The organism is Herbiconiux moechotypicola (assembly GCF_024979255.1).
Lineage (GTDB): Bacteria > Actinomycetota > Actinomycetes > Actinomycetales > Microbacteriaceae > Herbiconiux > Herbiconiux moechotypicola.
The window spans coordinates 86,273-111,707 of record NZ_JANLCN010000005.1 but is presented as its reverse complement, the minus strand read 5'-3'; the positions used below and the strand labels follow the sequence as shown (position 1 = coordinate 111,707).

Genomic DNA, 25,435 nt, shown 5'->3' with positions numbered 1-25,435 from the left:
AAATAGTTAGGTTCTGCTTACCTTAATAAGGATAGGCTGACCTTATCCCTTTCTGACGTGATTCGGAGTTTCCCGTGATACAAAAACGCTCTCGTGCGCGCAGCTGCGCCGCGCTGGCGGGCGGCCTGACGGCCGCGCTCGCCCTCTCGGCCCTCGCGGCCGCCCCCGCCTCCGCGGCCACCGTTCCCGCGGCGGCCGCCGCCGAAGGCTCCTCGATCACCGGCGCGGTGTTCACCTGGAGCCTCACCGACGAGGCCAACGCCAAGGCGTTCGCCCCCGGCACCGTGAACATGCTGAGCGCCGGCAAGGTCGCGAAGACCAGCGCCTCCGACTCGATCACCGAGGCGGACTGGATGGCCACCGACGGTGACGTCACGATCCAGAAGGAGCAGGCTGACGGCAGCTACGCGACCGGCACCTGGGCCGGTCTGTTGACGACACCCGACGGGTCACCGCTGAGCGGCACCAAGGTCGGCACCCCGAGCGGCAACCGGGTCTCGATCGCGGCCGGGAGCGGCACGGTCGACCCCGACAACGAGAGCGCCGACATCACGTGGACCGGCGATTTCACCGTCGCGCTCTACAGCGGCCTCACCCAGTACTCCGTGAGCGACCCGCACCTCGTCGTCGAGGACGGCGAGGGTACCGTGACCGCCACACTCAGCGGGTACGGAACCGAGATGGACGACCCCGAGGCGTTCGTGGTGCTCCCCGACACCGAGGTCACGCTCGCGACCCTCAGCGGCGTCGACGTCACCGCCACCGGCTTCACCGTCGACCCCGAGTACCTCGGCGTGAGCGTCGACCTTCCGGCCGGCGCCACGGCGCAGGTCACCTCCGGCGACACCTGGGGCTCGTTCCCTCAGAGCTTCGTCGACTACCAGCTCCTCACCGGGCAGTCGTCGTACTGGTACTCCAGCGGGGGCCAGACCGACGCAGCCAAGGTCGCCGAACCGATCGGCGTGAGCTACACCGTGGCCACCACCCCGACCGTGACGGTCTCGAAGACCGAGGGACTGAACCCCGACGGCGAGACCATCACCATCACGGGCACGGGCTTCCTCCCGAGCCCTCCCGCCACCACGGGCGTGTACCCGCCGCTGGCGGGCCAGTTCACCGGGGCCTACGTGACCTTCGGCTCGTTCCTCGACACCTGGAAGCCGTCTGACGGTGCTCCCGGCAGCGCTCGGGCCACCGACCGCTCGGCCACCAAGTGGGCCGTGCTGGCCGAGCAGCTCCCCGTCATCGACCCCTCGGGATCGGGCGCGGGCATCGAGCTGAGCGCCGACGGCAGCTTCAGCACCACCATCACCGTGTCGAAGAACTTCGCGGGCTCGCTCGCCGACGGCAACTACGGCATCTACACCTACGCCGCCGGCGGCGCGGTGTACGCCCCCTTCGAGACCTACACGCCGATCGAGTTCACCACCAACGTCGACCGCCTCGCCGGCGCCGACCGGGTGGCGGGCGCCGTGGCCGTCTCGCAGGAGGCCTACCCCGAGGGCACCGACGTGGCCTACGTCGTCTCGGGCTACACCTTCGCCGACGCCCTCTCCGCCGCTCCGGCCGCGGTGAGCGAGTCGGCTCCGCTGCTGCTCACCACGCCCGACTCGCTGCCGGCCTCGGTCGGCGACGAGATCGAGCGCCTCGGCGCGTCGACGATCGTCATCGTGGGCGGCCCGAACTCGGTGAGCACCGCGGTGCAGTCGAGCCTCGAAGACCTCGCCGACAACGTGACCCGCGTCACGGGCGCCGACCGCTACGCCACCTCGCTCGCGGTCGCCGACTACGCCTTCGGTGAGGAGGGTGCCACCAGCGCCTACGTCGCCACCGGCGCGAACTTCCCCGACGCCCTGTCGGCGAGCGCCGCCGGCGGCGCGTACGGCCGCCCGGTCGTGCTCGTGGCCGGTTCGGAGAACACCGTGAACAAGGCCACCTCGAGCCTGCTCAGCGATCTGGGTGTGGAGGAGGTGCTGATCGCCGGCGGGCCGAACTCGGTCTCCACGGGCATCCAGACCTCGCTCGGCACGGTCTCGGGCGTCACCGCCGTCGAGCGTCTCGCCGGAGCCGACCGCTTCGCCGCGTCGATCGCCATCAACAACGACGCCTTCGACCGTGCGGCCGAGGTCTACCTCGCCACGGGCCTCAACTACCCCGACGCCCTCGCCGGCGCGGCCCTCGCCGGCCTGCGGGGCGCCCCGCTCTACGTGGTGCCCGGAGACTGCGTGCCGACCGGCGTGCTGAGCGCCATCGACACGCTCGGCGCGGGGACGGTCACCCTCCTGGGCGGGCCGAACTCGCTGAGCGCGGCGGTCGAGAGTCTCACCGCCTGCTCGTTCTAGCAGCACCCCGCACCACCTCGTGGGCCGCCCGGAAGGGCGGCCCACACTTCTCCATCCGCACCATCACTCAGGAGCATCTGTGACACAGAGACATCGAGCGCGCCTCGGGGCCGCTCTCGGGGCCGGACTCGCGTCGGCCCTCGCCTTCTCGTGCCTGGTGGCCGCCCCCGCGACGGCCGCCCCGGCACAGACACCCGCAGTCACCACCACGGACACCACCTCCGACACCGTGGCCGTCGACGGCGCCCAGCTCGAATGGGCCTACAGCCGCTACGCGCAGTACGGCGTGTTCGGCGCCTGGTCGATGACCGCCTCCGGCGACCGCGTCTCCACCGGCACCGTGAACGGCCAGACCGTCACGGGCCTCGACGCCGACGCCGCGAAGGAGTTCAACGTCGGCCGCTTCGAGGGTGGCACCGGCGAGCTCGACGCCGTCACCGGCGCGGGTACCGTCACCTGGGCCGACACCGGCGACTGGGTGCTGAACGCCTACAACGGCCAGTACGGCGCCCCCGACGAGACACTCCGCGACCCGATCCTCACCATCGACGACGACGGCACCGGCGAGCTGAGCTTCGAGGTGTTCATCCCCGAGGGCCTCGACATGTCGGGCAACCCGGCACCGGCCGCGGGCCCCGACCGCATCACGCTCGCCACCTTCTCCGAGGTCTCGCTCGACGACGGTGTCATCACCGCCGTGCCCGAGTACGCGGGCCGCGAATACGTCGTCTCCGACACCACCACCGGCAGCCCCTGGGCGGCCTGCGACGGCGCGGGCGGCTCCTGGCCGCAGGCGTGGATCGACTTCCTGCCGAGCTCGGTGCGCGCGCACTACTACTCCACCTCGTGCTCGGGTCTCAACCTCATGAAGCCCCCGGTGAACGTGACCGTCTCGCTCGGCGAGATCGACGCCGCGTTCGTCACGCAGCCCGTCGGCGCCTCGGTCGACGCCGGCCAGACCGCGAGCTTCTCCGTCACCGCCACCGGCAACCCGCTCGCCTACCAGTGGCAGCGCAGCACCGACGGCAGCACCTGGACCGACATCGCGGGTGCGACCGACTCGCGCCTGCAGCTGCCGACCGTCCCCTCCGACGACGGCGTGAAGATCCGCGCCCTCCTCAACGGCGAGCTGGCCTCCGACGAGGTCACCCTCTCCGTGCGCTCCGAGGCTCCCGCCCTGCTCTACAGCGGGCAGGACACCGTGGCCTACGAGGGCTCCTACGTCGCGTTCGGCACTTACGCCAGCGGCGTGCCCGAGCCCACCAAGCAGTGGCAGCTCAGCCGTGACGGCGGTGCGACCTGGGTGGCCAGCGGCGAGCCCGTCGGCGTCTCCGAGCAGTTCGCCCTCGTCCCCTCGCTGAGCGACGACGGCCTGCTCGCGCGCACCGTGTTCAGCAACGGCGTCGGCGACGACGTCACGAGCGACCCCCAGGAGCTGACCGTGGTCGCCTACAGCGGCCCGAGCACCATGTGGGTCGAGGGCACACCCGTCACCGAGCAGCAGATCGCCGACTGGAACGTCAACCTGCGCGCATCGTTCGCCGGCTTCACCGTGCCCGAGGGCTCCACCACCGACATCCAGGCCGTGCTGGTTCCCGAGAGCGCCCTCGAGGGCACGAACACGCCCGACAAGGCCGACGCCGTCTGGTACGAGACGCTCTACGCCTCGAACCTCGGCCCCTCGAACGGTCACCAGCCGAACCAGCTGGTGCAGCCCTGGGCCCAGCTCGACGCGAGCCAGCGCTACTACCTCGTGACCTACTCCACCGACCTCACCGACCGCTCCTACGACTCGCGCCTGCTGGTGCCGATCGAGGGGCAGAGCGACGTCGAGGGCGAGATCACCGCGGCCACGATCGAGTTCGGCTTCAACGCCGTGCACCAGGGCGCCTCGCCCGCCGGCGGCTGCAACTACTTCGTGGCGGGAGCCGTGACCGGTCTCGGCGACGACTACCAGTCGGTCGACGGTGACGTCTACGTCATCAAGAAGCACAGCGACGGCACCTCACAGGTCGTCGACGTCGCGAGCCGCTGCACCCCGGCGGAAGGCTCCTCCGACTCCATCAACCAGCGCTTCCTGTTCACCGCGGGCGAGGGCAGCTCGACCGAGGAGGGAACCACCATCCAGTGGACCGGGGCCGGAACGGTCAACGCCTACGGCGGTCTCGTGAGCTGGTACTTCGAGAACCCCGAGCTCGTGCTCGACGAGAACGGCGACGGGCAGATCACCGCCCGCGTGGGCGGCTTCGGCAGCTCGATGGAGGACCCCACCGTCAAGGTGCCGCTCGACCCGCGCGAAGACGTGGTGATCGCGGATGTGCAGGGTGCGCAGGTGGTCGACGGCCGGATCGAGATCGACCCGGTCTGGGCGGGTGTGGACTACTTCCCGCTCACCGACCCGCTGAACCCCGATTCGGAGCGCAAGAGCGTCTCGGCGGTGCCGCAGGCGGCCAAGGACGCCAACCCGGACTGGGGTTCGTGGCCGGAGTCGTTCGTCGACTTCCAGTACGCCACCGGGCTGTCGAGCTACTGGCACACCAGCGGGCTCTCCGCAGACCCGCTGAAGCCGCCGATGGCGATCGACGTGGCGTTCTCGGGCTCCGCGCCCGAGTACGACGTGCTCATCTCCAGCCAGCCCGCCTCCGCCTCCATCGTGGAGGGCCAGGACGTGACCTTCACCGGTGGGGCGACCGCCGCATCCGGTGACGTGTCGTTCCAGTGGCAGGCGAAGAAGGCCGGCGGCGACTGGGCCGACATCGAGGGCGCGACCGACAGCTCGCTCGTGCTCACCTCGGTGCTCGCGGCCGAGTGGAACGGCGCCGCGGTGCGGTTCGTGGCCGGCTCGTCGGTGAACAGCGTGGTGTCGGCCGAGGCGACCCTCACGGTCACCGCGTCGGCCGCCCCCGTGTTCACCCAGCAGCCCACCGACTACGAGGCGCTGGTCGAGCAGGGCTCCTACTTCTCGGCGATCGCCAGCGGCTACCCGCTGCCGACGATGCGCTGGGAGATCAAGGGCGCCGACGGCAGCTGGTCGCCGGCACCCGGCGACTCGAACTCGTGGGCCGAGAGCAGCCAGTCGGTCTACGGCTACGCCACCCCGCCGGCGACGCTCGGCGACTCGGGCTCGGTGTTCCGCGCCGTGGCCGAGAACGACTACGGCGTCGCGTACTCCGACGAGGTGACCCTCACGGTGGTCACGCAACCGGCCGGCATCAACTACCAGCCGAGCGACGTGCCCGTGTTCGAGGGAGCCTCGAGCTACCTGCTCGTGGGCGTCGAGGGTGCTCCCTACCCGACGGTCGTCTGGGAGACCAGCACCGACGGCGGGGCCACCTGGAGCGAGTCGGAGTACACCGGCGAGATCTTCGAGTTCACTGCGACCGCGGAGCTCGACGGCGTGCAGTACCGCGCCGTGGTCGAGAACGAAGGCGGCCGCGTGGTCTCCGACGTCGCGACGATCCACGTCGTCCCCGCCTCCGAGGGCCCGATCTACGCCATGCCCGGCCTGATCGACCCCTCGGTGGACAACGCCATCACCTGGACCCTCGGGCAGCAGCCCGAGATCTCGTGGAGCGAGCCGGGCGTGTTCCTCAGCGGACTCGTCGACGCCTCGGTCTGGCAGCCGGGTGAGGACTCCGTGACGGCCGACGACTTCGTCGCGGGCACCGTCAACCGGTGGGGTGCGGGCGACTGGTCGTTCCGCCGCGACACCGTCACCGTGCCCGCCGGCACGCTCGACCCGTCGAAGCAGTACGGCTTCGCCTGGCTGTGGAGCCCCACCGACGGCGGCCGCGAGCTGCGCGAGTTCGACGGGTTCGCCCCGATCGCGCTCGGCAGCGCGCCCGTGATCGACGCCCAGCCGGCGGCGGTCTCGACCTCGGTCGGCGGCACCGCGACGTTCACGGTGAGCGCCTCGGGCAGCCCCGAGGTGGCCTACCAGTGGCAGTCGCAGCCCGCGGGCGGCGAGTGGGCCGACCTCGAGGGCGCCACCTCGGCGAGCTACGAGGTCACCGCGAGCTCGGCCGCCTCCGGCTCGCTCTACCGGGTCGTGGTGTCGAACGGGCTCGGCTCGGTCGTCTCCGCCGAGGCCGCTCTCACGGTGTCGGCGCTCCAGCCGACGGTCACGGTCTCGAAGACCGAGGGCCTCGACGCCGACGGTGAGACGATCACCGTCACCGGCTCCGGGTTCCTGCCCGACGGGGCGGCCACCACGGCGGTGCGACCGCCGCTGGCCGGGTCCTTCGGCGGCGTCTACGTGGTGTTCGGCCGTTTCGACTCCACCTGGAAGCCGAGCGAGGGCGCCGCGTCGTCGGCGCGTTCGGGTCTGTCGACCGTGTGGGCCGTGAACGCCGCCGACATGGCCACGATCGGCGGTGCCGAGCGCGGTGCCATCGAGCTGGAGCCCGACGGCACCTTCACCGCCACCCTCACGGTGGCCGGAGGCGCCTACGACAAGGCCGGCGAGTACGGCGTCTACACCTACGCCGGTGGCGGTGTGGTGTACGCGCCCTACGAGACGGCCACGCCGGTGACACTCGACGAGAGCGCCCCAGCGCTCTCCGGCCAGCCGGCCGACCTCTCGGCGCCGATGGCCGCGGGCACCCCGACCGCCTCGTTCACGGTCCAGGCGACGGGCTCGCCCACGCCCACCGTGCAGTGGGAGCGCCAGGGCAGCGACGGCGAGTGGGCCGCCCTCGACGGCGCGACGGAGTCCACGCTCCGGCTGCCGTTCGACGAGTCGGACTCCGGCGCCGTGGTGCGTGCGGTGGTGACCAACGGCCTCGGCTCGGTCACCTCCGACGAGGCGGTGCTCACGGTCGTCGCCCCGGTGGACGCGCTCACCCCGCTCACCGACGAGGAGCTCGCCGCGGCCGCGGCGGGCGACGCGACGGTGCTCTCGGTGGACGGCTCGGTCGTGACCGTGTCGCTCGGCGACGAGGACCGGGCCGCCGAGCTGGCGGGCAGGTTCGTGGGCGCCGAGGTGCACTCCGATCCGGCCTTCCTCGGCTGGCAGCAGGTGAGCGCCTCCGGCACCGTCACCGTCACGCTGCCGACCGGGCTCGCCGCGGACACCCACCACCTCGTGGTGCGCGCGGTCGACGGATCGGTGATCGGCTGGGTGGCCGTGGAGGTCGCCGCGACCGACGGCGGTGTCACCCCGGCTCCGTCGGACGGCGGCAGCACGGGCGGCACCGACACCGGCACGGGCACGGCCGACGGCACGGACGGCACCTCGGTCGCCGCTCTGCCGAACACGGGCTACGAGCTCGGCGGCTGGCTGGCCGGCGCTCTGCTCCTGCTCCTCGCCGGCGCGGGCGTCACCCTCGCCACGAGCCGCCGGGCACGCCGGGGCTGATCGCCCAGCACCCCGCAACCTGAAGGGGCCCGGATGCGCACCGCGCGCATCCGGGCCCTCGTCATCACGGCACCCGGTGCAGCCGCCGAAACGCGGCGTTCGCCACCACGAAGCCGAGCGCCATGGCGAACACGGTGAGCACGGCCTGGGTGGCATCGTCGACGGCACCCACGAGCAGCAGAGGCGCCTCGGCGGGCGCGGCGGAGGGCAGCTGGGTGAGAGCGCTCAGCGCCCGGAACACCAGCACGCCCGGCATGAGCGCCACCACCGAGGCGAAGCCGATGGCCGAGAACGGCAGGTCGAAACGCTCCGCGACGGGCAGCAGCACCGACGCGGCCACGAGGCACGCCACACCGGCCGAGAGCGCGGGCGGGACATGCCCGAGCTCGACCGCGATCCAGTGCAGCGCGTGCACGCCCGCCCCCACGACGAACGGCCAGTACAGGATGCGCAGCGGCGCGCTGTAGAACACCCCGTAACAGACCGCGGCGAGGCCCGCGCACAGCGCGTCGAGCCAGAGCGGCGCAGCCTCGGCCGGCGGGTCGACCGGCAGGCTCGCGCCACCGAGGGCGAGCCCCACCACGAGTCCGGCGCCGACCGAGAAGAGCACCACGCCCGCGAACGCGAGGCGGGCGAGGCCCAGCGGGATGCGCAGGGCGGCCAGGTCGAACGACCCGTTGAGCAGCTGCGGGCCGGGCACCAGCACCATGCAGGGGCACACGGCGGCGAGAACGAGGGCGGAGTGCAGGCCGAGCCCGAGCGACACGGCGCCGACGAGGCCGGCCACGAGGGCGGCGAGCGCCACCTGCGCGAACACCGATCCGCCGAGTCGGCCGACACCGCGACGCAGCAGAGCCCCGGCGCCCGCCGCCAGCGCGACGAGCGCGAGCTCGAGCGGGTCGTCGGCTCCGAAGATGACGGCCAGCGACGTCGCCCCCACCGCGCAGGCCAGCACGAACAGCCACAGCCGCACCGGCGGGAGCGCCGCCGCAGCCCGCAGAGCGGCTCGCGCCGCGGCGAGGTCGAGAGTGCCCCGCACCACCCCTGCCACCGCACGGTCGACGGCATGCACCCGGTTCATCCCGATCGCCGCGGGCACGCCGCGCACCACGAACTCGGCCCACCGGCCCACGCCGCCACCATCACCGCCGCCACCGTCACCGCCGGCCGACGACCTCACACCCACGATCGACCGCCCCCAGCCGAGATCGAGGCGCACCTCGCGGCCGAGCGCGGCGGCGAGCCTGCCGACGCGCAGCGCCGTGCGATCCGCACCCGCCCCGTTCAGGTGCAGGGCGGTCACCGCCGCCACGATCAGTTCGTCCGCGGCGCCTCCGTCGCCCGCGGGCCCGCCCTCACCGCGCATCCGCACCCCCTCGCCCAGATGCTACCCGCGACGGGCGGGATGCGCGGCCACCGGCGGGCGGGCGCGGGTCAGAACTCGGTGAGCGTGCCGCGCACCGTCGGCTGGGCGTACTCGGTGCGCACGCGGCCGAGGCGCTGCAGCTCGGGCACGAGCCCGTCGACCACCTCTGTGACGTAACGGCGGGTGGGGTTGAGCGAGGTGAGCAGGAATCCGTCGCCGCCCACCTCGTCCATGAGCCCTGCCATCTTGGCGGCCACCGTGGCGGGGGTGCCCACGAGGTCGGCCTCGTCGGAGCCCGCCCACGCCCCCACCGCGAGCTCGCGCAGCGGCCGGCGCGAGCGCACCATGTCGGCCAGCTGGCCCTGGTGCCCGTTGGTGGTGAGCCCGAGCGGCAGCGGCTCGTCGGGGTCGAAGGTGGAGAAGTCGGTGGCCGTCACGCTCGCGAGCGAGCTGAGCCCGAAGTCGAGCAGCCGGTCGCGCTCGGCCGCCACGCGCTGCTGCCTGGCCCGCGCATCCTCGTCGGTCTCACCGAGGATCGGCTCGACCAGGAAGAGCACCTTCACGTCGTCGGGGTTCCGCCCCGCGTCGGCGGCGTGCTGCTTGATGCTGGCGCGCAGCTCGCGCATCCCGTCGATGCTCGACCCGGTGGCGATCACCGAGTCGGCGTGCCGCGCCGCGAACTTCTGCCCGCGCGGCGACACCCCCGCCTGCACCAGGATGGGGTGCTTCTGTGGCCCCGGGATGGTGTTGAGCGGCCCGCGGGTGCGGTAGTAGGTGCCCTCGAAGTCGACGTCGGAGACCTTCGAGGCGTCGACGTACACGTTCGACTCCACGTCGGCGATGACGGCGCCGTCCTCCCACGAGTCCCAGAGCGCCCGCACCGCCTGGATGAACTCGTCGGCCATGTCGTAGCGCTGGTCGTGCGGCGGCTGCGCCTCGAAGCCGAAGTTCTGCGCGGCGCGGTCGTTGCTGCCCGTCACCACGTTCCAGCCGATGCGCCCGCCCGACACCCCGTCGAGGGTCTGCATGAGCCGCGCCAGGCGGAACGGCGAGATCTCGGTGGTGGCGAGGGTGGTGATGATGCCGAGGTTCGAGGTGGCGGCCGCGATGAGCGTGGCCAGCACGGCGGGGTCGTGCTTCGGCGCCCGCTGCCCGTACTTGAGGTAGACCTCGGTGCTGCCGCCGTAGACGTCGGGCACGTAGTTGGAGTCTTCGAGCATGATGTAGTCGAAGCAGCCGCGCTCGAGGTCGCGCGCCATGTCGACGTAGAAGCGCCCGCTCACCCAGTCCTGGGTGGAGGTGCCCGACCAGTCGCGGTTCCAGGCCGGAACGCGGAAGCCGTCGACGAACCAGCCGAGGTGGAACTTGTCGCTCATGGGTGAGGTCCTTTCAGAGGGGTCGAGCGGATGCGCGGGGCGCGCGGTGCGGGCGGTACGCGCGGCTCAGAACGCGAGCAGGTTCTGGCGGAAGGTGGGCTCGTCGTACGACTCACGGATGAGCCCCCGGCGGCGGAGCGCGGGCGCCAGCCCGTCGGTGATCTCGGCGATCTTCGTGCGCCGGGTCGACCCGAAGATGAGGTAGCCGTCGCCGCCCATCTCCTGCATCACCTCGTCCATCTGCGCCGCGACGGAGTCGGAGGAGCCGATGAAGTCGTACCCGTACTTGTTCGGGCCCATCACCCGGTCGCGGAGCGTGACGGTGCCCGCGCCCTCGAGCAGCGCCTTCATGGTGGTGGTCTCGCCATTGCCGAGGGTGTCGGGCAGCGGCGCGTCGAGGTCGAGTGTGGAGTAGTCGACCACGCCGCCGCTGGCGTAGCTCATGGTCCAGAGCTGACGCACGATCCCCTCCTCCGAGAAGCGCACGGCCTCTTCGGCGGCGTGGGTGCGACGGGCGTCGTCGTCTGTCTCGCCGAGGTAGACCTGGCACATGAAGAAGATCTTGAAGTCGTCGGGGTTGCGCCCGTAGCTGCGCAGCCGCCGGTGCATGTCCTCGCGGATCTCCTTCATGCCCTCGGGGGTGTTGGCGAGCGCGAGCATCATGTCGGCGTTGCGGGCGGCGAGGTCGCGCCCCGGGCCTGAGTTGCCGGCCTGCGCCACCACCGGGCGGTGCTGCGGTCCCGGCACCGTGCTCAGGGGGCCGCGGGTGCGGAAGTACGTGCCCTCGAAGTCGACCGTGTGCACCTTCGTGTGGTCGGCGAACATCGGGGTCTCCTCATCGAGCACGAGGGCGTCGGGCTCCCACGAGTTCCAGAGCGCCCCCACCGCGTCGAGCCACTCCTCGGCCATCGCGTAGCGCTCGGCGTGCGGCAGGTGCTCGTCGAATCCGAAGTTCTGGGCCACCCGGTGACTCACCGAGGTCACCACGTTGAAGCCGAACCGACCCTCGGTGAGGTGGTCGAGTGTGGCGCCGAGACGGGCGGCGAGGAAGGGGTGGTACTGGATGGTCGAGACGGTGGAGACGAGCCCGATGTGCTTGGACTGGTGCGCCAGCAACGGCACCAAGGGCATGGGGTCGTTCTTCGGCGCCATGATGCCGTACTTGAGTGCGGCCTCCATGCTGCCGCCGTAGGTGTCGTCGATCATCGTGGTGTCCTCGATGAACAGGGCGTCGAAGCCGGCGCGCTCGAGCGAGCGGGTGAGGTCGACATAGAGGTCGGGTTTCGCCCACTCGGTCTTGTTGATGCCGGCGTAGTGACCGTGCCAGTGCGACACGGAGTACCCGTTGAGGAACCATGCGAGGTGGAACATTGACACCCTTTCCCGATCAGTCGAGATGAATTTACATAATCGATGTTTCCAGCGCGTTACTTTTGCACATGTGCCGTAACTGAAGCCGACACTTCCGGGCGATGGGCTATCGTCGAGGCGAAGGAAGGTTGCTAAGATCGCCGCTACACTGATGCGCGCGCCGCTGGGCGCGCCCGCTGCGAGGGGTGCCGTGGAGCGCTATCTGGTCGACGACACCGATCTGAAGATCCAGGCCCTGCTGCGCGACGACGGGCGCATGGCGTTCGCCGACATCGGCATGGCCGTCGGGCTCTCCGCCGACGCGGTGCGCACGCGCGTGGGCCGGCTCGTGAGCGACGGGGTGCTGCGCATCATCGGCGCCGTGCATCCGAGCACCCTGGGCTACTTCGCCATCGGCACCGCCTGGCTGAGCTACCCCGGCCGGGTCTCCGAACTGGCGCTCCGGCTGCAGCGGATGCCCAACATCACCTACATGACCGAGGTGCTCGGCCCCTACAACGTGCTGCTGGAGATCGCCGGGCACGACGACGACGAGCTGGCCCGCACGCTGCAGGAGATCACCGACCTCAACCCCGACATCCGTGTGCGCGACGTGTGGCGCACGCTCGAGTACCACAAGTGGCACAGTCAGGGCCGGCCCGACGAGCCCGGGCCCGACTCGAGCTCGGCCATCCCCCACGACCAGCTCTCGGAGTCCGACATCCGGCTGCTCCGGGTGCTCGTGCAGAACCCCAGGGCGAGCTACCGCGAACTCGCCGCCGAGGTCGACGAGTCGTACTGGAACGTGCGCCGCCGCGTGCAGCAGCTGTTCTCCACGCACACCATCCGACCCACCGCGATGCTCGACCGCACCGCGACGGGGCGCGCCGTGGTGGGCAACATGGGCATCCGCCTCGCGGGCGACGTGGACTCCGCGCTCCGCACCATCGCCGACATGGACGAGGTGAACATCGTGTCGTGGCAGACCGGCATGTTCAACACGCTCGCCGAGTTCGCCTGCCGCAGCCAGGAGGACGTGGGGCGGCTCAGCCGCGCCATCGCCTCCATCCCGAGCGTCACCGAGGTGCAGGTGTGGCCCTACGTGCGCACGCACATCGCGGCCACCCCGTGGCTGCTCGAGGACTCCGTCACCCGCTGACAGCACTCCGGTCCCTCAGAGCCGTTCGCCCAGATCGCCGGTCGTCGGCAGCACCCACTCGTATCCCCGCGCGGTGGTCACGTATTCGGGCCACGGCAGGTCGACCGGCGGCGCGAAGTCGGCCGGCAGCATCGGCGCGCGGTACTCCTCGGGCGCCGCACCGAAGCGGGTCGCGTACTCCTCGGTGGCGGCGGCCAGCAGGGCGGGGTCGTCGATGAGCCGCAGTGCCGTGGCGGCGATGATCTTCGCGCCGTAGACCCAGGTGGGGTCGATCGCCTCGGCCAGCCCGTTCATCGCGTTGTTCGACCAGTGGCTGAGCTCGGGCACCTGCTTCAGCAGGGGCTTCGCGGTGAAGAACCGCACCGTCGGCGCGTGCCAGCTGTACTCCGAGTAGTCGTCGGCTCCGGTGCAGTCCTGCCACGGCGGGATGGTCTCGCGGATGCGCGCGTCGCGCACCTCGATCGGGGTGATGGTGTCGAGCACCCCGAGGAAGGGCTGCTCGCTCACCGGCAGCCCGAGCGCGCGCTCGAGGTCGCGTCCGAACTCGGCCACGCTCTCGTCGCGGGCGGGCGGGCCGAGCGAGGTCATGATCTCCTCGGTCGCCCTGGCGAGCTCGAGGTTGGGCAGGGCGGGCCGGATCTTGGTGACCCAGCGCACCGACGCCACCGTGTTGGTGATGCCGGCGACGTGCTTCGCGCAGCGGGCGAGCACGTCGTAGATCTGCTCCTGGATGCCCACCAGCGGCGAACGCCACGAGAACTGGATCTGCGAGATGCGCGGCGCCTGGTTGTCGGCCGTGGCGTTCGCGCCACCGAGCACCACCTCGTTCAGCGACCACAGGCCCGTGCGCGGGAACATGTTCTCGCGCGTGGCCTTCGTGGTGGAGATCATGAGCGCGAGCGCATCGACGGCGCCGGGTGAGCGCACCGAGTTGTGCTGGCTCGCCTCGGCCGAGTCGAAGCGGTCGACGGTCAGCCACGGCTCGTCGTCGGTGCACTCGAAGGTGAACACGGCACTCCAGTAGAGGCAGCCGCCGAGCTCACCCACGACGGTGTTGTCGGAGAGCGGGTGGAACGAGATGGCCGCGTCGAGCGGGTCGTAGTAGCCCTTGGCCGCGTGCACCGACTTCGAGCCGCACACCTTCTCGGCGGGTTCGCCGAAGAAGTGGATGGTGGCGCCGCCGCCCGCGCGCTCCAGCGTGCGCTTGAGCGCCACCGCCCCGGCGAGCGCGCCGACCCCGAGGGCGCTGTGCGCATCCGTGAAGCCCGGCGCCCACGGATGCAGGCCCTCACGGGGCTGCCGGTAGGGCACGGTCTCCTGCGAGGCGCCCGGCGAGGCGTCGTACTCGGCGTAGAGCCCGATGCTCGGCCCGCCCGAGCCCCAGGTGGCGTGGAACGCGGTCGGCATGTCGCCGGAGCCCTCCTCCACCTCGAAGCCCTCCTCGCGCAGCTTCGCCACGTAGGCGGCCACCGAGCGGTACTCGCGCCAGGCCGGCTCGGCGTAGCCCCAGATCTCGCGGTGGAAGGCGGAGTAGTCGGGCAGGAGATCGTCGACGATGCCGATCGCCTCGAGCTGACGCTCGGTGAAGTCCATGGTGGTTCCTCGTGTCTGGATGGGGGTGCGGATGCGGGTGGTACGGATGCGGGTGGTACGGATGCGGATGGTACGGATGCGGATGGTACGGATGCGCTCAGGACCGCGCGAGCAGCAGCGCGTCGGTGCGCCGCCACGACACCTCGACGCGGTCGCCGGTGGCGACGGTCTGCAGCAGCTCGGAGTCGGCGCGTACGACGACGGGATCGCCCTGCTCCAGCTCGACGTGGAGCTTGCAGGAGTCCCCCGCGTAGATGGCCGCGGCGACGCGTCCGGTCACGGTGCAGCGGTCCTCGCCCGCCGGGGCCGACCCGGCCGGCGCCACGTGCATCCGGTGCGGGCGGATGAACACGGAGGCCTGCTCTCCCGGCACCGGGTCGGTGGAACTGTCGGGCAGTCGCACCGACTCCCCCGCCACGTCGATCTCCCAGAGCCCGGCGCGCTGCCGGGGCACCCCGCTGAAGATGTTCGACTCGCCGAGGAACCGTGCCGCCACCTCGCTGCCGGGCCGGGCGTAGAGCTCGTACGGCGTGCCGTACTGCACCAGCCGCCCGCCCGCCAGGAGGGCGATGCGGTCGCTCATGGTGAGCGCCTCCTCCTGGTCGTGCGTCACGTTGATGACAGTGAGGCCGAGCTCGTGGCTGAGCTGTCGGATCTGCACCTGCAGCGCCTCGCGCAGCCGGCGGTCGAGCGCACCGAGCGGCTCGTCCATGAGCAGCAGGCGGGGCTTGGCCACGATGGCGCGGGCGAGCGCCACGCGCTGCTGCTGCCCGCCCGAGAGCTCGGTGGGCATGCGCCGCTCGAAGCCGGTGAGCTCCACCGCCTCGAGCGCCTCGGCGATCAGCCGCGGCCGGTCGGCGCGCGGCACCCGGCGCCTCGCGAGCGGGAACTCCACGTTCTTCTGCACCGTCATGTGCGGGAAGAGGGCGTAGTTCTGGAACACCATGCCGATCTCCCGCTTGTGCACGGGCACCCGGGTGAGGTCGCGGCCGTCGAGCTCGATCGCCCCCGACGAGGCGTCGAGGAAGCCGGCGAGGATGCGCAGGAGCGTGGTCTTGCCCGACCCGGAGGCACCCAGCAGGGTGACGAACGAGCCCGGTTCGATCTCGAGCGACACGTCGTCGACGGCGGCGAAGGAGCCGTAGTACTTGCTCACGCCGCGGATCGACACCGCGGCGCCGGCCGTCGTGAGGTCGGCGACATCGTGCTGCAGGGCGGTCATCGGGAGCCTTTCTCGGGGGCGGAGGTTGCGGTGTCGTCGGCCCTGGCCTTGGTGGCGGCCAGGCGACGACGGCGGGCGAGCAGGGCCGAGACCCCGCCCACCACGAGCATGAGCAGCAGCGAGAACACCGTCACCACGGTCGCGACGGCAGAGGTGGAGGGGTCGGCCCCAGTGCGCACCTGCGCGAAGATGAGCACGGGAAGGGTGCGGAAGCTGGGCGAGGTCATGAACCCGGCGACGATGACCTCATCCCACGAGGTGATGAAGGCGAGCAGCCCGCCCACGAGCGCCGCGGGCGCGATGGCCGGCACGGTCACCCGGAGGAACGCGCCGAGCTGCGTGGCCCCGCTCACCCGGGCGGCCTCCTCGGTGCTGCGGTCGACCGAGGTGAGCGCGGCGAGCACCCCCACGAACACATACGGGGCGCCGAGCGCCGCGTGCGCGAGCGCAAGTCCCACCACACTGCCGGTGAACCCGAGGTTCACCGCCACGATGTAGAAGCCCACGCCGAGCACCACGCTCGGCACCACGATCGGGATGACGGCGAGTCCCGTCACCGCGGCCGAGGGCAGGATGCGGCTGCGGGCGGCTCCCATGGCGAGCAGCGTGCCCACCACGATCGCCAGCGCCGCCGCGAGGAGGCCGACGGCCACGCTGTTGCCGAACGCGCGCATCCACTGCGGGTCGCCGAACACGTCGTCGTACCAGCGCAGCGAGAAGCCCTCGGGCGGGAAGGAGATGAAGCTCGAGTCGGAGAACGACGAGCCGACCACCACGATCGTGGGCGCGATGAAGACGACGGCCATCACGACCGCGACGGTGATCGAGAACCAGCGAGCCCTCATCGGTCTCCCCTCCTGATGCCGAGGATGCGGCCGAGGCCGACGAAACGGCCCACCAGCAGCAGCACCGCGACCACCATCACGAGCAGCACGATCGACATGGCGGCCCCCGTTCCGGAGTTCAGCAGCACCTGGATCTGCTGCACGATCACCGACCCGAGGTAGAGCTCGCGCGAGTTCCCGAGCACCTCCGGCGTGATGTAGAAGCCGAGCGACAGGATGAACACGAGCACCCCGCCCGCGGCGGCGCCGGGCAGCGAGAGCGGAAGCGTGATGCGCCAGAACACGGAGGTGGGGCTCGCGCCGAGGCTGGCCGCGGCCTGCTCGACCTCGGGCTTGATCGAGGTGAGCTGCGTGTAGAGGGTGAGGATGGTGAAGGGCGCCAGGATGTGCGCCATGCCCACGTAGACCGCGAAGTCGGTGCGGATGAGCGGGAGGGGGTCGGAGATGAGCCCCGAGTCGATCAGGAAGCTGTTGATGACGCCGGTGTTGTTGAGCAGGATCTGCCAGGCGTAGGTGCGCACGAGCGTGCTGGTCCAGAACGACAGCAGCACCGCGCCGAGCAGCACGATGCGCACCGCCTTCGGGCCACGGGCGAGCGCCCAGGCGTAGGGGTAGCTCACCAGCAGGCACACCGCGGTGACGCAGACGGCCATGCGGAACGTCGTCCAGATCGAGCGAAGGAAGATGTCGCTCGTGACGGCGTCGGCGTAGGTGGCGGGCGACGGGTCGGTGAGGCTGCGCACGAGGATCACGATGACCGGCACGAGGAACACCGCCACACCGAAGAGCACGGCGGGCGAGGCGAGCACGGTCGCGAAGTCGACGCCGAAACGCCGGCGCGGTGCGGGGGGAGTCGTCATGGCGCTCCTCGGGAGGGGTTCGGGAAAGGGTGGCGAGGCGGGGCCACCGGGGCCCCGCCTCGCCGGGCGGATCAGGAAGCGGCCCAGGCGGTGAGCTGCTCGACGACCGAGTCGAAGTTCTCGGTCCACCAGGTCTGGTCGGGCACGATCGGGGCCTGGTCGCCCTCCTCGGCGTTCTCGGTGGGAACGTACGACAGCCACGGGGAATCGGTGTCCACCGGTGCGTTCGGGTTGATCGGGCCGTAGGCGATCTGGCTGGCGATGGCGCCCTGGTTCTCGACGATATAGGCGACCAGAGCCTGCGCGTTGGCGAGGTTCGGGGTGCCCTTGGGAATGTAGATGTAGTCGGCGAGCATGGTCTGCTGGCCCCAGGCCGCCGCGACCGGCTGGCCCTCGTCGGCGGCGAGGCCGACGCGGCCGTTGTAGCAGATGCCCATGGCGGCCTCACCCGAGGCGACCTGGCTGATGCACTGGCCGTCGTCGGTCATGATGACCATCTGGTCCTTGATGCCGTCGATCACCGATAGCGCCCGGTCGACGTCGAGGGGGTAGAGGTCTTCGCGGGCGACGCCGTCGTAGAGCAGCGCGGCCTCGAGCTGGCCGGCCCAGGCGTTGCCGCCGATGCTCGGCATGAGGCGCAGACCCTCGACCGAGGGGTCGAAGAAGTCGGCGTAGCCGGAGGGCGCGTCGTCACCGAAGGTGTCGGTGTTGTAGGCCACCACCTGCGAGAAGGTGAACAGCGGCACCGCCTGCGGGTAGATGGGGAAGGCCGCGTCGTCGAAGGCGGCGCAGTCGACCACGTCGCAGTCGATCATCTCGAGGTCGGGGTTGTCTTCGACACCCTGGGTGATGCCGCCCTGGGCGACGTCCCACACCACGTTGTCGGCCGCGACCATCTCCTGCACGCGCGCCCAGGTGACGGGGCTGTCGTTCAGCACCTCGACCCCGGTCTCGGCGGTGAAGGGGTCGAACCAGGCCGCGCGGGCGGCCTCCTCGCCCGTGCCGCCGTAGCCGGCGAAGGTGACGGAACCGCTGAGCTCGCCGTCGGCGGCTGCGGTGGAGGTGCCGGCCTCGCTCGACGAACTGCAGGCGCTGAGCGCGAGCAGGGCGGCGACCGAGGTCAGCGCGGCGATCGCGTGCCTCTTCTTCATGGGGTGTTCCTCTCGTGAGGTGGTGCTCCGGTGTGGGGGGAGGTGCGTGTGGTGCGGGGTGGTGCGGTCGGGAAGTCGGGTCGGCGTGCGGATGCGCGGGTCGGGATGCGCGAGCCGTGGGTCAGAAGTCGAGGAGGTTGTCGGTGAACCGCTCGTGCGAGTACTCGGTGCGGGTGAGGCCACGGCGCTGGAGCGCCGGCACCAGCCCATCGGCCACCTCGGCGAGCGTCTTGCGGTTGAGCTCGCCGCTGTAGAAGAGGAAGCCGTCGCCGCCCACCTCCTGCATCACCTCGTCCATCTGCGCCGCGATGGTCTCGGGCGTGCCGACGAAGGGCACCGCACCGTTCGCACCGAGACTGCCGACGGCCGCCTCGCGGAGCGTCTTGCCGCGGTTGGCGGAGATGAACTGGTCGAGGCTCTGTTGGTGGCCGTTCGTGGTGAGCTCCTGCTCGCCGAGCACGGCGTCCAGGCCCAGCACCGAGAAGTCGATGTTGGTCACCTTGGAGAAGTGGGCGAGCACGATCTCGGCCTCGTCCACCGCCGCGGCCTCGCGCTCGGCGAGGCGCTCCTGCGCATCCCGCTCGGTGCGGCCGATGACCGGGTTGACCAGAAAGAGCACCTTGCAGTCGTCGGGGTTGCGGCCGAGCGAGGCCATCCTGGCCCGCACGTCGTCGCGGTAGGCCTTCATCGCGTCGATGCCCTTCGCATCCGTCACGATCGTGTTGGCGTACTGCGCGGCGAACTGACGCCCGCGAGGCGAGCCGCCCGCCTGGGCGATGGCGGGCCGCCCCTGCGGCAGCGGGCCCGAGTTGAGGGGGCCGCGCACGCTGTAGTACTCGCCCTCGAAGTCGATCGTGTGCACCTCGTCGGCGTCGGCGAAGATGCCGGTCTCGAGGTCGGCCCTGATCGACGAGGGCGACCAGGAGTCCCAGAGACCGTTGACGACCTGCATGTACTCGTCGGCCATGTCGTAGCGCTTGTCGTGCTCGGCCTGGTCGGCGAGGCCGAAGTTCTGGGCCGCGCGGGTGGAGCTGCCGGTCACCATGTTCCAGCCGGCCCGGCCGTTCGAGACCTGGTCGAGCGTGCCGACCAGGCGGGCGAGGATGTAGGGCGGGTAGGCGAAGGTGGCGAGCGTCGGCACGATGCCGATGCGCGACGTGGCCTGCAGCATGAGGTTGGCCACCACGGCCGGGTCTTGCCGGGGGGTGGCGATGGCGTTCTCGAGGTAGATCTTCATCGAGCCGCCCCAGACGTCGGCCACGTACGACGAGTCCTCGATGAGCACGTAGTCGAAACGCGCCCGCTCGAGCGTGCGGGCGACGTCTTCGGAGAAGTCGGGGCGCATCCAGTCACGGCCGATCGCGCCGGTGAAGGGCTTGCCCCACGCCTGGGGGCTCGCTCCCTCGAAGAACCAGCCGAGGTGGAAACGCGCTGCGCTCATGCCTGATCGAAACCCTTCTGTTGCTCCCCCGGATCCCGGGCGATACCCCCAGCCTCTCTCGCGAATGTTTCGAGTTTGCTACGCCACGTGTTCAAGCATGTAACTTTTGCATCTGGCGTTCCTTTGGCTCACGTAATTTGCAAATGGAGGAGAGTCGGCCCCGGCGCAGTGAGTGCGTCGGCCACGGCAGCCGCAAGTTCTCCCACCCCGTCCACGCTCCGGAAGGCGACTCCGACGGCGTGTGCGAAGGCCTCCATGCCGAGCGGTGCGTAGTCGACGGCCAGCGGCGGCATGCCCGCATCCGTCATGTTCTGGCGGATCTCGGCGAAGCCGGCGTTGTCGACCACGACGATCGGGAGGGGCAGCCCGAGCTCGCGCGCCGTGAGCACCTCCTGCGCACTGAACAGGAACGCTCCGTCGCCGACCAGGCACACGACCGGGGCCTCGGGAAAGGCGAGCTTGGCGCCGATCGCCGCGGGCAGGGAGTAGCCGAGGGTCGAGAAGCCCGTGGTGACGAGGTAGTGACGCGGCTCCGCGAAGCGCCAGAACGGACCGGTGCCGAGATAGGAGACCTGGGAGCTGTCGCCCGTCACGATGGTGTCGGCGGGCAGCGCGGCGGAGAGCTCGTCTTGAATCGCCCGCCAGCGGCCGATGGCCGCCTCCATCCCCTCGAGGATCTCGGCGCGCACCTCCGCGACGAGCTCCACCCGGCCGGTGTGCTCGCGCGCCTCGACGGCGCCGAGCAGGGCCCTCGCGAACAGGTCGGCGTCGGCGTGCACGGCCACGTCGGCGCGGATGTTCTTGTGCAGCTGGGCGGGATCGATGTCGACACGCACACGCGGTGTGGTGACCCCGCCCCACACCTCGGGCACGGCGATCTCAGTGCCGATCGCGAGCACCAGGTCGGCGCGCTCGAGAAGGGAGGAGACGGCGGTGTTGGTGGCGAACTCGCCCACGCAGAGCGGATGCCGCTCGTCGAGCACGCCCTTGCCGAGCGTGGTGGTGACCACGGGCGCGGCCAGCCGTTCGGCGAGGAGGGTGAGCGACTCGGAGGCGCCGACGGCACCGCCGCCGGCCACGATCACGACCAGTGGAGAGGCCTCGACGAGCTCCGCAGTGCGGGCGACGGCCTCGGGAGCCGGGGCCGCTGGCGACGGGGTCCTCCACGGGGCGAGGAGGGCGTCTTGCGAAGGGTCCCACTCCGCCTCGAGCACGTCGAGCGGAACCTCGATGTGCACGGGGCGGGGGCGTTCCACCGCCCACCGCGCGAAGGCTTCGTGCACGGCGTCGACCGCGGCGGCCGGCGTGCCGGCGCGTACGCTGCGGGTGGCGATGTTGTCGACCGCCGCCCGCTGGTCCTTCATTTCGTGCAGCCAGCCGATGTCGGAGCGCTCCTGACCGGTGGGGATCGCGGGCGAGATCACGAGCATGGGCACGGAGTCGGCGTACGCGTTGGCCATCCCGGTGAGGGCGTTGGTGAGCCCCGGACCCGAAGTCGTGACCACCACACCGGGCCGGCCGGTGGCGCGCGCATAGCCGTCGGCCGCATAGGCGGCGCCCTGCTCGTGCTTCGTGAGCACGTGACGGATGGTGGTCGACCGCTCCAGCCCGCGATAGAGCTCGATGTTGTGGGTGCCGGGGATCCCGAGCACGAGCTCGACCCCGTTGCGCTCGAGGGCCTGGATCATGGCGGTACCGGTGGTTCTGCGCTCATCGTTCACGAGACGCAAAGTTACCGGGCTCTCGGGCGTCAATCTCACCAATTGACAAGCTTGAAACGTGGCTGTCTGTAAAGTTCACGTGAGACCACGCCTAGAGAGGACCGCCATGAGCACCAAGTGGGAGATCGCCGAATTCGTCGTGACACCGGGGTCGGAGGAGAAGTTCGCCGAGCTCGTCGAGCTGTCGCTGCCCATCTTCGAGGCAGCCGAGGGCTTCCACTCCCTCACCCTCGACCGCGCCGTCGACAAGGACTCCACGTTCCTGCTGCGCATCGAGTGGGAGACTGTGGCGCACCACACCGAGATCTTCACCGCGAGCGAGGGCTTCACCGTGTTCGTCGACCGCGTCACGCCCCTCTACGCCGAGCCCCCGCGGGTGTATCACACGGAGCTGCTCTTCTCGGTCCCGGCCTGAGCCACTCCCGCCTGGGCCGTCGCCTGCCCGCCATCGAACCCCTCGGCACCCGGCAGGCGATTGCGTCAGAACGGTGGCGGATCATCGCGACGCGGCTCATGCCCGGTCGCACCACCCACCCCCGACGCCGCGACGATGAAATCTCGCTTGCGCGGCGGCGGCGATGGCGGGTGGTCGTGGCCACCGATGTCACGAAAGACGGGTCTTCGGCTCTCTGCGACCAGCCTCGCGCACGAGCGACCCGCCAGTGATGAAGAGCGCGACGGCGCCCGGGGCGCGGGACGGGGCCACGGGGATGCAGGCGGACTCGAGGGTCGGGTCTCGTAGCGGCGACCCGTCGGCGAGGTCCAGCGCAGGGTGCGATCACGACCCGCGGTCACACGCCACCCCGTCCCATCGTGCTTCATGTGGTGATGCCGCACACACAGATGATGCAGATTGACCCTTGACGTCTCACCCCCGCTCGCCCAATCCTCCGTGTGGTCGAGCTCACACTGCGACGCCCTCCGGGCACACCCGGGGAAGCGGCAGAACTCGTCGGCGAGCTCCAACGCGAGCCGCAGATCAGCCGGAGGGCGGTACCGCATCCGCCCCACCGAGACCGTCTCACCCGTCTCCGGATGAGTCAGGATGCGCACGAAACTCGGAGCCCTCGCCGCGAGACGGCGTGCGGTCGGCAGATCGATCGGCCCATACCCCTCCAACCGCGCCTGACCCGCATCATGCCCCAACAACGACAACGCAGGCACCGTGAGCACCACCGTCGGCACGACACGATCCCATCCGTCACCCACCGCGCCAATCTCGGCACCGGTACCAGTGCCGTCGGCAGTGCGGAGCAACAGATCACCCAACGCATCCGCCCGCAACTGCGCATGCGTACGCACCTCGTCACCCGAGCGTGCCGCCCGCGCGAGACGGTCCAGCCGGTCATCCACCGCCACAGCCACCACCGCCGGCAGATGACACACCAACCACGCCATCCCATCCACATCCGCCTCGAACCGCACACACCGCTCCGCCCGCGCGGCCACCGTCCGCTCCTCGATCGACTCCGGATGCACCCGCTCCCGCACCCGCCGCACCACCCGCTCGAACCGAGACGCCGTCACCACCCCCGCCTCCGGCAGCACCACCCGCTCGAACGCGGCGCGCGCCTCGACCGGAACACTCACGGCGTGCCGCACCACCACCTGCGCATGCCGATACGACACCTGGCCCGACGACAACGCCTCCAGCGTTCCCGGCAACGACCCCACCAGAACCTCGGCCTCATTCACCAACCGCGCGACCGTCCCCTCCGACACCCGCGTCGCGCATCCGATCTCGGCCACCAACGACCGCATCGCCAGCCCCTCCGACCCCCGCACCGCCTGCGCCAACCGCACCGCCGTGGCCTCGGCCAGCAACCGCACCCGCCGCGCCGCACACCGCGCCAACTCAGCCTCCACCTCGACGAGCTCATCGAGGATCTCATCAAGGCGAAACATCCGGTCATCCATGAGCATCAGTCAACACCATGCCACCGACATCGCCGCTCTGGCACTTGCGCTTAAGGTAAGGCTTACCTAAATTAGCTGCATGGAGACCTTTTCGCTCCGTGACGGCGAGTCCGCTCACGTGCTGCTGGCCGGCGACACCGGTGACCTGCCGTCCATCCGCCGCATCCTCGACGAGTTGCCCGACGACGCCTACGGGCAGGTGTACCTCGAGATCGTCTCGCCCATCCAGATCCGGCCCATCGACCGCCCCGAGGGCGTGAGCCTCACCTGGCTGCGGCGCGACCTCGTGCCGCACGGGCTCCGCGAGATCGCCCCCCGCGGCGAACTCATCCGCTCGGCGGTCAGCGCCTGGGTCTCCGAGTGGATGCCCGAAGCGCCCGCCGAGGGCGGCGACCGCATCCACCTCTGGGTCGGCTGCACCGCCAGCCCCCGCGTCGGCACCCTCTACCGCGAGCTCGCTTCGAAGCTCTCCAGCGGCGCCTCCGACGACCGCTAAGTGGCGTGCCCGGCGCTCCGGGAGCGCCACTCGATGACGGCGACCCGCGCCGCCTCGTTCACCGCCACAAGCAGCAGCGCGAGGCCCACGGTGGTCGCCAGCGGTGCGTCGAGTCGTTCCCCCAGGAATTCCGCGCCGTAGCGCGAGGCGAGGGTCACGGCCCAGAGCAACGCCCCGATCCATCCGGTGCGGAGCTCCACGACCGGAAGGGGACGGGGCTTCCTCCGTCGTCGAGCTCCGCGGCGACGGAGTTCTTCACCGGCCGTCTCCGAGAGCGGCCGGAACCGCGCGGCCCGCCCGGCCAGGGCACCGCACGCCAGAGCGACCAGGACGGCCGCGACCACGAGCATCCACTCGACGGCCGTGGCGCCGAGCAGACCCGTGTTGAGAAGGCTGACGGCTCCGATGACGCCCAGGATCGTGGGGGCTCCCCATTCACCGCCCTGCCGGAGCGGCCTCCACCTCAGCTCTTCAGAGACGGAGTAGATCACGTAGAGGATCGCGCCGAGCTCTTGCAGGCGACCGGTGACCTCGAGCAGTTCGAGGATCATGGCGCGACCCGCCCCACGGCACCGTCGCTGGAGCGATCGACCCCCGAGAGCACCACCGCCAGCTGCCGCTCGAACCGCCCGTCGTGATCGGAGTCGGCACGGGCGTATCCCGCCTCGACCACCAGCGGGGACTCCTGCCCGAGTCGCAGCTCGCGCCGGCCCGGCTCGTAGCGCGCCGGGTCATCCGCCGAGCGGCGGCGCTCCTGCTCCTCGATCACCGAGCCGGTGACGAAGGCGGTGACGACGTCGAGGGCGTCGAACGCCGCCTCCGCGCTCACCCCGGAGGCGACCCAGCGCCGCAGCCAGGGCTCCTGCGCTGTGAGCACCGCACGGTCGGTGACCAGCGTGCCGCTGAAGGTGCGGGCACCGTCACGATGCACGAGGTACTCGTCGCGCAGGGCTCGGGCGTAGGCGGCGAGGTCGCCGAGCCAGCCGCCCACACCGCCGCCGGACGCCACCCTGTCGACATCCGCCTCCCTCTCGGCCAGCGTCGCGACCACCCGGCGCAGGATCTCGGTGCCCATCTCGTCGAGCAGGTGCTGCTTGCTCCCGACGTGGTAGTACAGCGCCGGCGCCTGCACGTCGAGCCGTGCAGCCACGGCGCGCACGGTGACCGCGCTCGCACCCCCGTCGTCGAGCACGGCGAGCGCCGCGTCGACGATCGCCGCCTTCGTGATCCTCGGAGCCAT

The 25,435-nt window shown here is 70.9% G+C and carries 18 protein-coding genes; 5 read left to right on the top strand and 13 right to left on the bottom strand.

The genetic code is table 11. The features are described from left to right. Positions 1-74 precede the first annotated feature (74 nt). Positions 75-2,342: a cell wall-binding repeat-containing protein gene (locus tag N1031_RS09580; protein ID WP_259479404.1), complete on the top strand. Its 2,268-nt coding sequence runs from the start codon at positions 75-77 to the stop codon at positions 2,340-2,342. A gap of 79 nt (positions 2,343-2,421) precedes the next feature. Further along, positions 2,422-7,698: an immunoglobulin domain-containing protein gene (locus N1031_RS09575; protein ID WP_259479403.1), complete on the top strand. Its 5,277-nt coding sequence runs from the start codon at positions 2,422-2,424 to the stop codon at positions 7,696-7,698. A gap of 64 nt (positions 7,699-7,762) precedes the next feature. On the opposite strand, the gene N1031_RS09570 is transcribed toward N1031_RS09575, so the two are convergent. The 3 genes from N1031_RS09570 to N1031_RS09560 form a co-directional block, all read right to left on the bottom strand. Beyond that, on the bottom strand, positions 7,763-9,064 hold the full coding sequence (locus N1031_RS09570; protein ID WP_259479402.1) for a threonine/serine exporter family protein: 1,302 nt from the start codon (positions 9,062-9,064) through the stop codon (positions 7,763-7,765). A 68-nt stretch (positions 9,065-9,132) separates the two neighbouring features. Next, positions 9,133-10,440 carry an NtaA/DmoA family FMN-dependent monooxygenase gene (locus tag N1031_RS09565; protein ID WP_259479401.1) on the bottom strand — a complete coding sequence of 436 codons (1,308 nt, stop codon included), beginning with the start codon at positions 10,438-10,440 and terminating at the stop codon, positions 9,133-9,135. A 66-nt stretch (positions 10,441-10,506) separates the two neighbouring features. After that, positions 10,507-11,811, bottom strand: coding sequence for an NtaA/DmoA family FMN-dependent monooxygenase (locus N1031_RS09560; protein ID WP_259479400.1), 1,305 nt, complete (start codon positions 11,809-11,811; stop codon positions 10,507-10,509). 151 nt (positions 11,812-11,962) lie between these two features. On the opposite strand from N1031_RS09560, the gene N1031_RS09555 reads away from it, so the two are divergent. Then, positions 11,963-12,949 (top strand): Lrp/AsnC family transcriptional regulator, encoded by a 987-nt coding sequence (locus N1031_RS09555; protein ID WP_259479399.1) that lies wholly within the window; start codon positions 11,963-11,965, stop codon positions 12,947-12,949. Between the two features lie 15 nt (positions 12,950-12,964). Here the strand turns inward: N1031_RS09555 and N1031_RS09550 are convergent, their stop codons facing one another. The 7 genes from N1031_RS09550 to N1031_RS09520 all read right to left on the bottom strand — a co-directional run bounded on the left by N1031_RS09550 (position 12,965) and on the right by N1031_RS09520 (position 21,782). Beyond that, a complete protein-coding gene (locus N1031_RS09550) occupies positions 12,965-14,542 on the bottom strand; it encodes a zinc-binding metallopeptidase family protein (protein ID WP_259479398.1) in 1,578 nt (525 codons plus the stop codon). A 97-nt stretch (positions 14,543-14,639) separates the two neighbouring features. Then, positions 14,640-15,764 (bottom strand): ABC transporter ATP-binding protein, encoded by a 1,125-nt coding sequence (locus N1031_RS09545; RefSeq protein ID WP_259479397.1) that lies wholly within the window; start codon positions 15,762-15,764, stop codon positions 14,640-14,642. Beyond that, positions 15,761-16,609 (bottom strand): ABC transporter permease, encoded by an 849-nt coding sequence (locus N1031_RS09540; protein WP_259479396.1) that lies wholly within the window; start codon positions 16,607-16,609, stop codon positions 15,761-15,763. Before N1031_RS09540 ends, N1031_RS09545 begins: the two co-directional genes overlap by 4 nt. After that, a complete protein-coding gene (locus tag N1031_RS09535) occupies positions 16,606-17,469 on the bottom strand; it encodes an ABC transporter permease (protein WP_259479395.1) in 864 nt (287 codons plus the stop codon). The genes N1031_RS09540 and N1031_RS09535 overlap by 4 nt, the downstream gene beginning before the upstream one ends. A 71-nt stretch (positions 17,470-17,540) precedes the next feature. Further along, positions 17,541-18,620 (bottom strand): extracellular solute-binding protein, encoded by a 1,080-nt coding sequence (locus tag N1031_RS09530; RefSeq protein ID WP_259479394.1) that lies wholly within the window; start codon positions 18,618-18,620, stop codon positions 17,541-17,543. A gap of 121 nt (positions 18,621-18,741) precedes the next feature. Further along, complete coding sequence (locus N1031_RS09525; RefSeq protein WP_259479393.1) at positions 18,742-20,061, bottom strand: NtaA/DmoA family FMN-dependent monooxygenase; 1,320 nt, start codon at positions 20,059-20,061, stop codon at positions 18,742-18,744. A gap of 128 nt (positions 20,062-20,189) precedes the next feature. Next, positions 20,190-21,782, bottom strand: coding sequence for a thiamine pyrophosphate-binding protein (locus tag N1031_RS09520; protein WP_259479392.1), 1,593 nt, complete (start codon positions 21,780-21,782; stop codon positions 20,190-20,192). A 106-nt stretch (positions 21,783-21,888) separates the two neighbouring features. Here N1031_RS09520 and N1031_RS09515 point away from each other — a divergent pair, with 106 nt between their 5' ends. Continuing rightward, complete coding sequence (locus tag N1031_RS09515) at positions 21,889-22,197, top strand: antibiotic biosynthesis monooxygenase family protein (RefSeq protein WP_259479391.1); 309 nt, start codon at positions 21,889-21,891, stop codon at positions 22,195-22,197. Positions 22,198-22,262: 65 nt separating this feature from the next. On the opposite strand, the gene N1031_RS09510 is transcribed toward N1031_RS09515, so the two are convergent. Then, positions 22,263-23,699, bottom strand: coding sequence for an HNH endonuclease signature motif containing protein (locus N1031_RS09510; RefSeq protein WP_259479390.1), 1,437 nt, complete (start codon positions 23,697-23,699; stop codon positions 22,263-22,265). A 79-nt stretch (positions 23,700-23,778) separates the two neighbouring features. On the opposite strand from N1031_RS09510, the gene N1031_RS09505 reads away from it, so the two are divergent. After that, positions 23,779-24,195: an SIP domain-containing protein gene (locus tag N1031_RS09505; protein WP_259479389.1), complete on the top strand. Its 417-nt coding sequence runs from the start codon at positions 23,779-23,781 to the stop codon at positions 24,193-24,195. Here N1031_RS09505 and N1031_RS09500 read toward each other — a convergent pair. After that, a complete protein-coding gene (locus tag N1031_RS09500; protein WP_259479388.1) occupies positions 24,192-24,746 on the bottom strand; it encodes a hypothetical protein in 555 nt (184 codons plus the stop codon). The two genes, N1031_RS09505 and N1031_RS09500, sit on opposite strands and share 4 nt — an antisense overlap. Then, on the bottom strand, positions 24,743-25,435 hold the full coding sequence (locus N1031_RS09495) for a TetR/AcrR family transcriptional regulator C-terminal domain-containing protein (protein ID WP_259479387.1): 693 nt from the start codon (positions 25,433-25,435) through the stop codon (positions 24,743-24,745). Before N1031_RS09495 ends, N1031_RS09500 begins: the two co-directional genes overlap by 4 nt.

Bases quoted from the DNA above. Each gene is read 5' to 3' on its own strand.
- N1031_RS09570 (WP_259479402.1), bottom strand. From the start codon at position 9,064: ATGCGCGGTGAGGGCGGGCCCGCGGGCGACGGAGGCGCCGCGGACGAA.
- N1031_RS09565 (WP_259479401.1), bottom strand. From the start codon at position 10,440: ATGAGCGACAAGTTCCACCTCGGCTGGTTCGTCGACGGCTTCCGCGTT.
- N1031_RS09560 (WP_259479400.1), bottom strand. From the start codon at position 11,811: ATGTTCCACCTCGCATGGTTCCTCAACGGGTACTCCGTGTCGCACTGG.
- N1031_RS09555 (WP_259479399.1), top strand. From the start codon at position 11,963: ATGCGCGCGCCGCTGGGCGCGCCCGCTGCGAGGGGTGCCGTGGAGCGC.
- N1031_RS09550 (WP_259479398.1), bottom strand. From the start codon at position 14,542: ATGGACTTCACCGAGCGTCAGCTCGAGGCGATCGGCATCGTCGACGAT.
- N1031_RS09545 (WP_259479397.1), bottom strand. From the start codon at position 15,764: ATGACCGCCCTGCAGCACGATGTCGCCGACCTCACGACGGCCGGCGCC.
- N1031_RS09540 (WP_259479396.1), bottom strand. From the start codon at position 16,609: ATGAGGGCTCGCTGGTTCTCGATCACCGTCGCGGTCGTGATGGCCGTC.
- N1031_RS09535 (WP_259479395.1), bottom strand. From the start codon at position 17,469: ATGACGACTCCCCCCGCACCGCGCCGGCGTTTCGGCGTCGACTTCGCG.
- N1031_RS09530 (WP_259479394.1), bottom strand. From the start codon at position 18,620: ATGAAGAAGAGGCACGCGATCGCCGCGCTGACCTCGGTCGCCGCCCTG.
- N1031_RS09525 (WP_259479393.1), bottom strand. From the start codon at position 20,061: ATGAGCGCAGCGCGTTTCCACCTCGGCTGGTTCTTCGAGGGAGCGAGC.
- N1031_RS09515 (WP_259479391.1), top strand. From the start codon at position 21,889: ATGAGCACCAAGTGGGAGATCGCCGAATTCGTCGTGACACCGGGGTCG.
- N1031_RS09510 (WP_259479390.1), bottom strand. From the start codon at position 23,699: ATGGATGACCGGATGTTTCGCCTTGATGAGATCCTCGATGAGCTCGTC.
- N1031_RS09505 (WP_259479389.1), top strand. From the start codon at position 23,779: ATGGAGACCTTTTCGCTCCGTGACGGCGAGTCCGCTCACGTGCTGCTG.
- N1031_RS09500 (WP_259479388.1), bottom strand. From the start codon at position 24,746: ATGATCCTCGAACTGCTCGAGGTCACCGGTCGCCTGCAAGAGCTCGGC.
- N1031_RS09495 (WP_259479387.1), bottom strand. From the start codon at position 25,435: ATGGCTCCGAGGATCACGAAGGCGGCGATCGTCGACGCGGCGCTCGCC.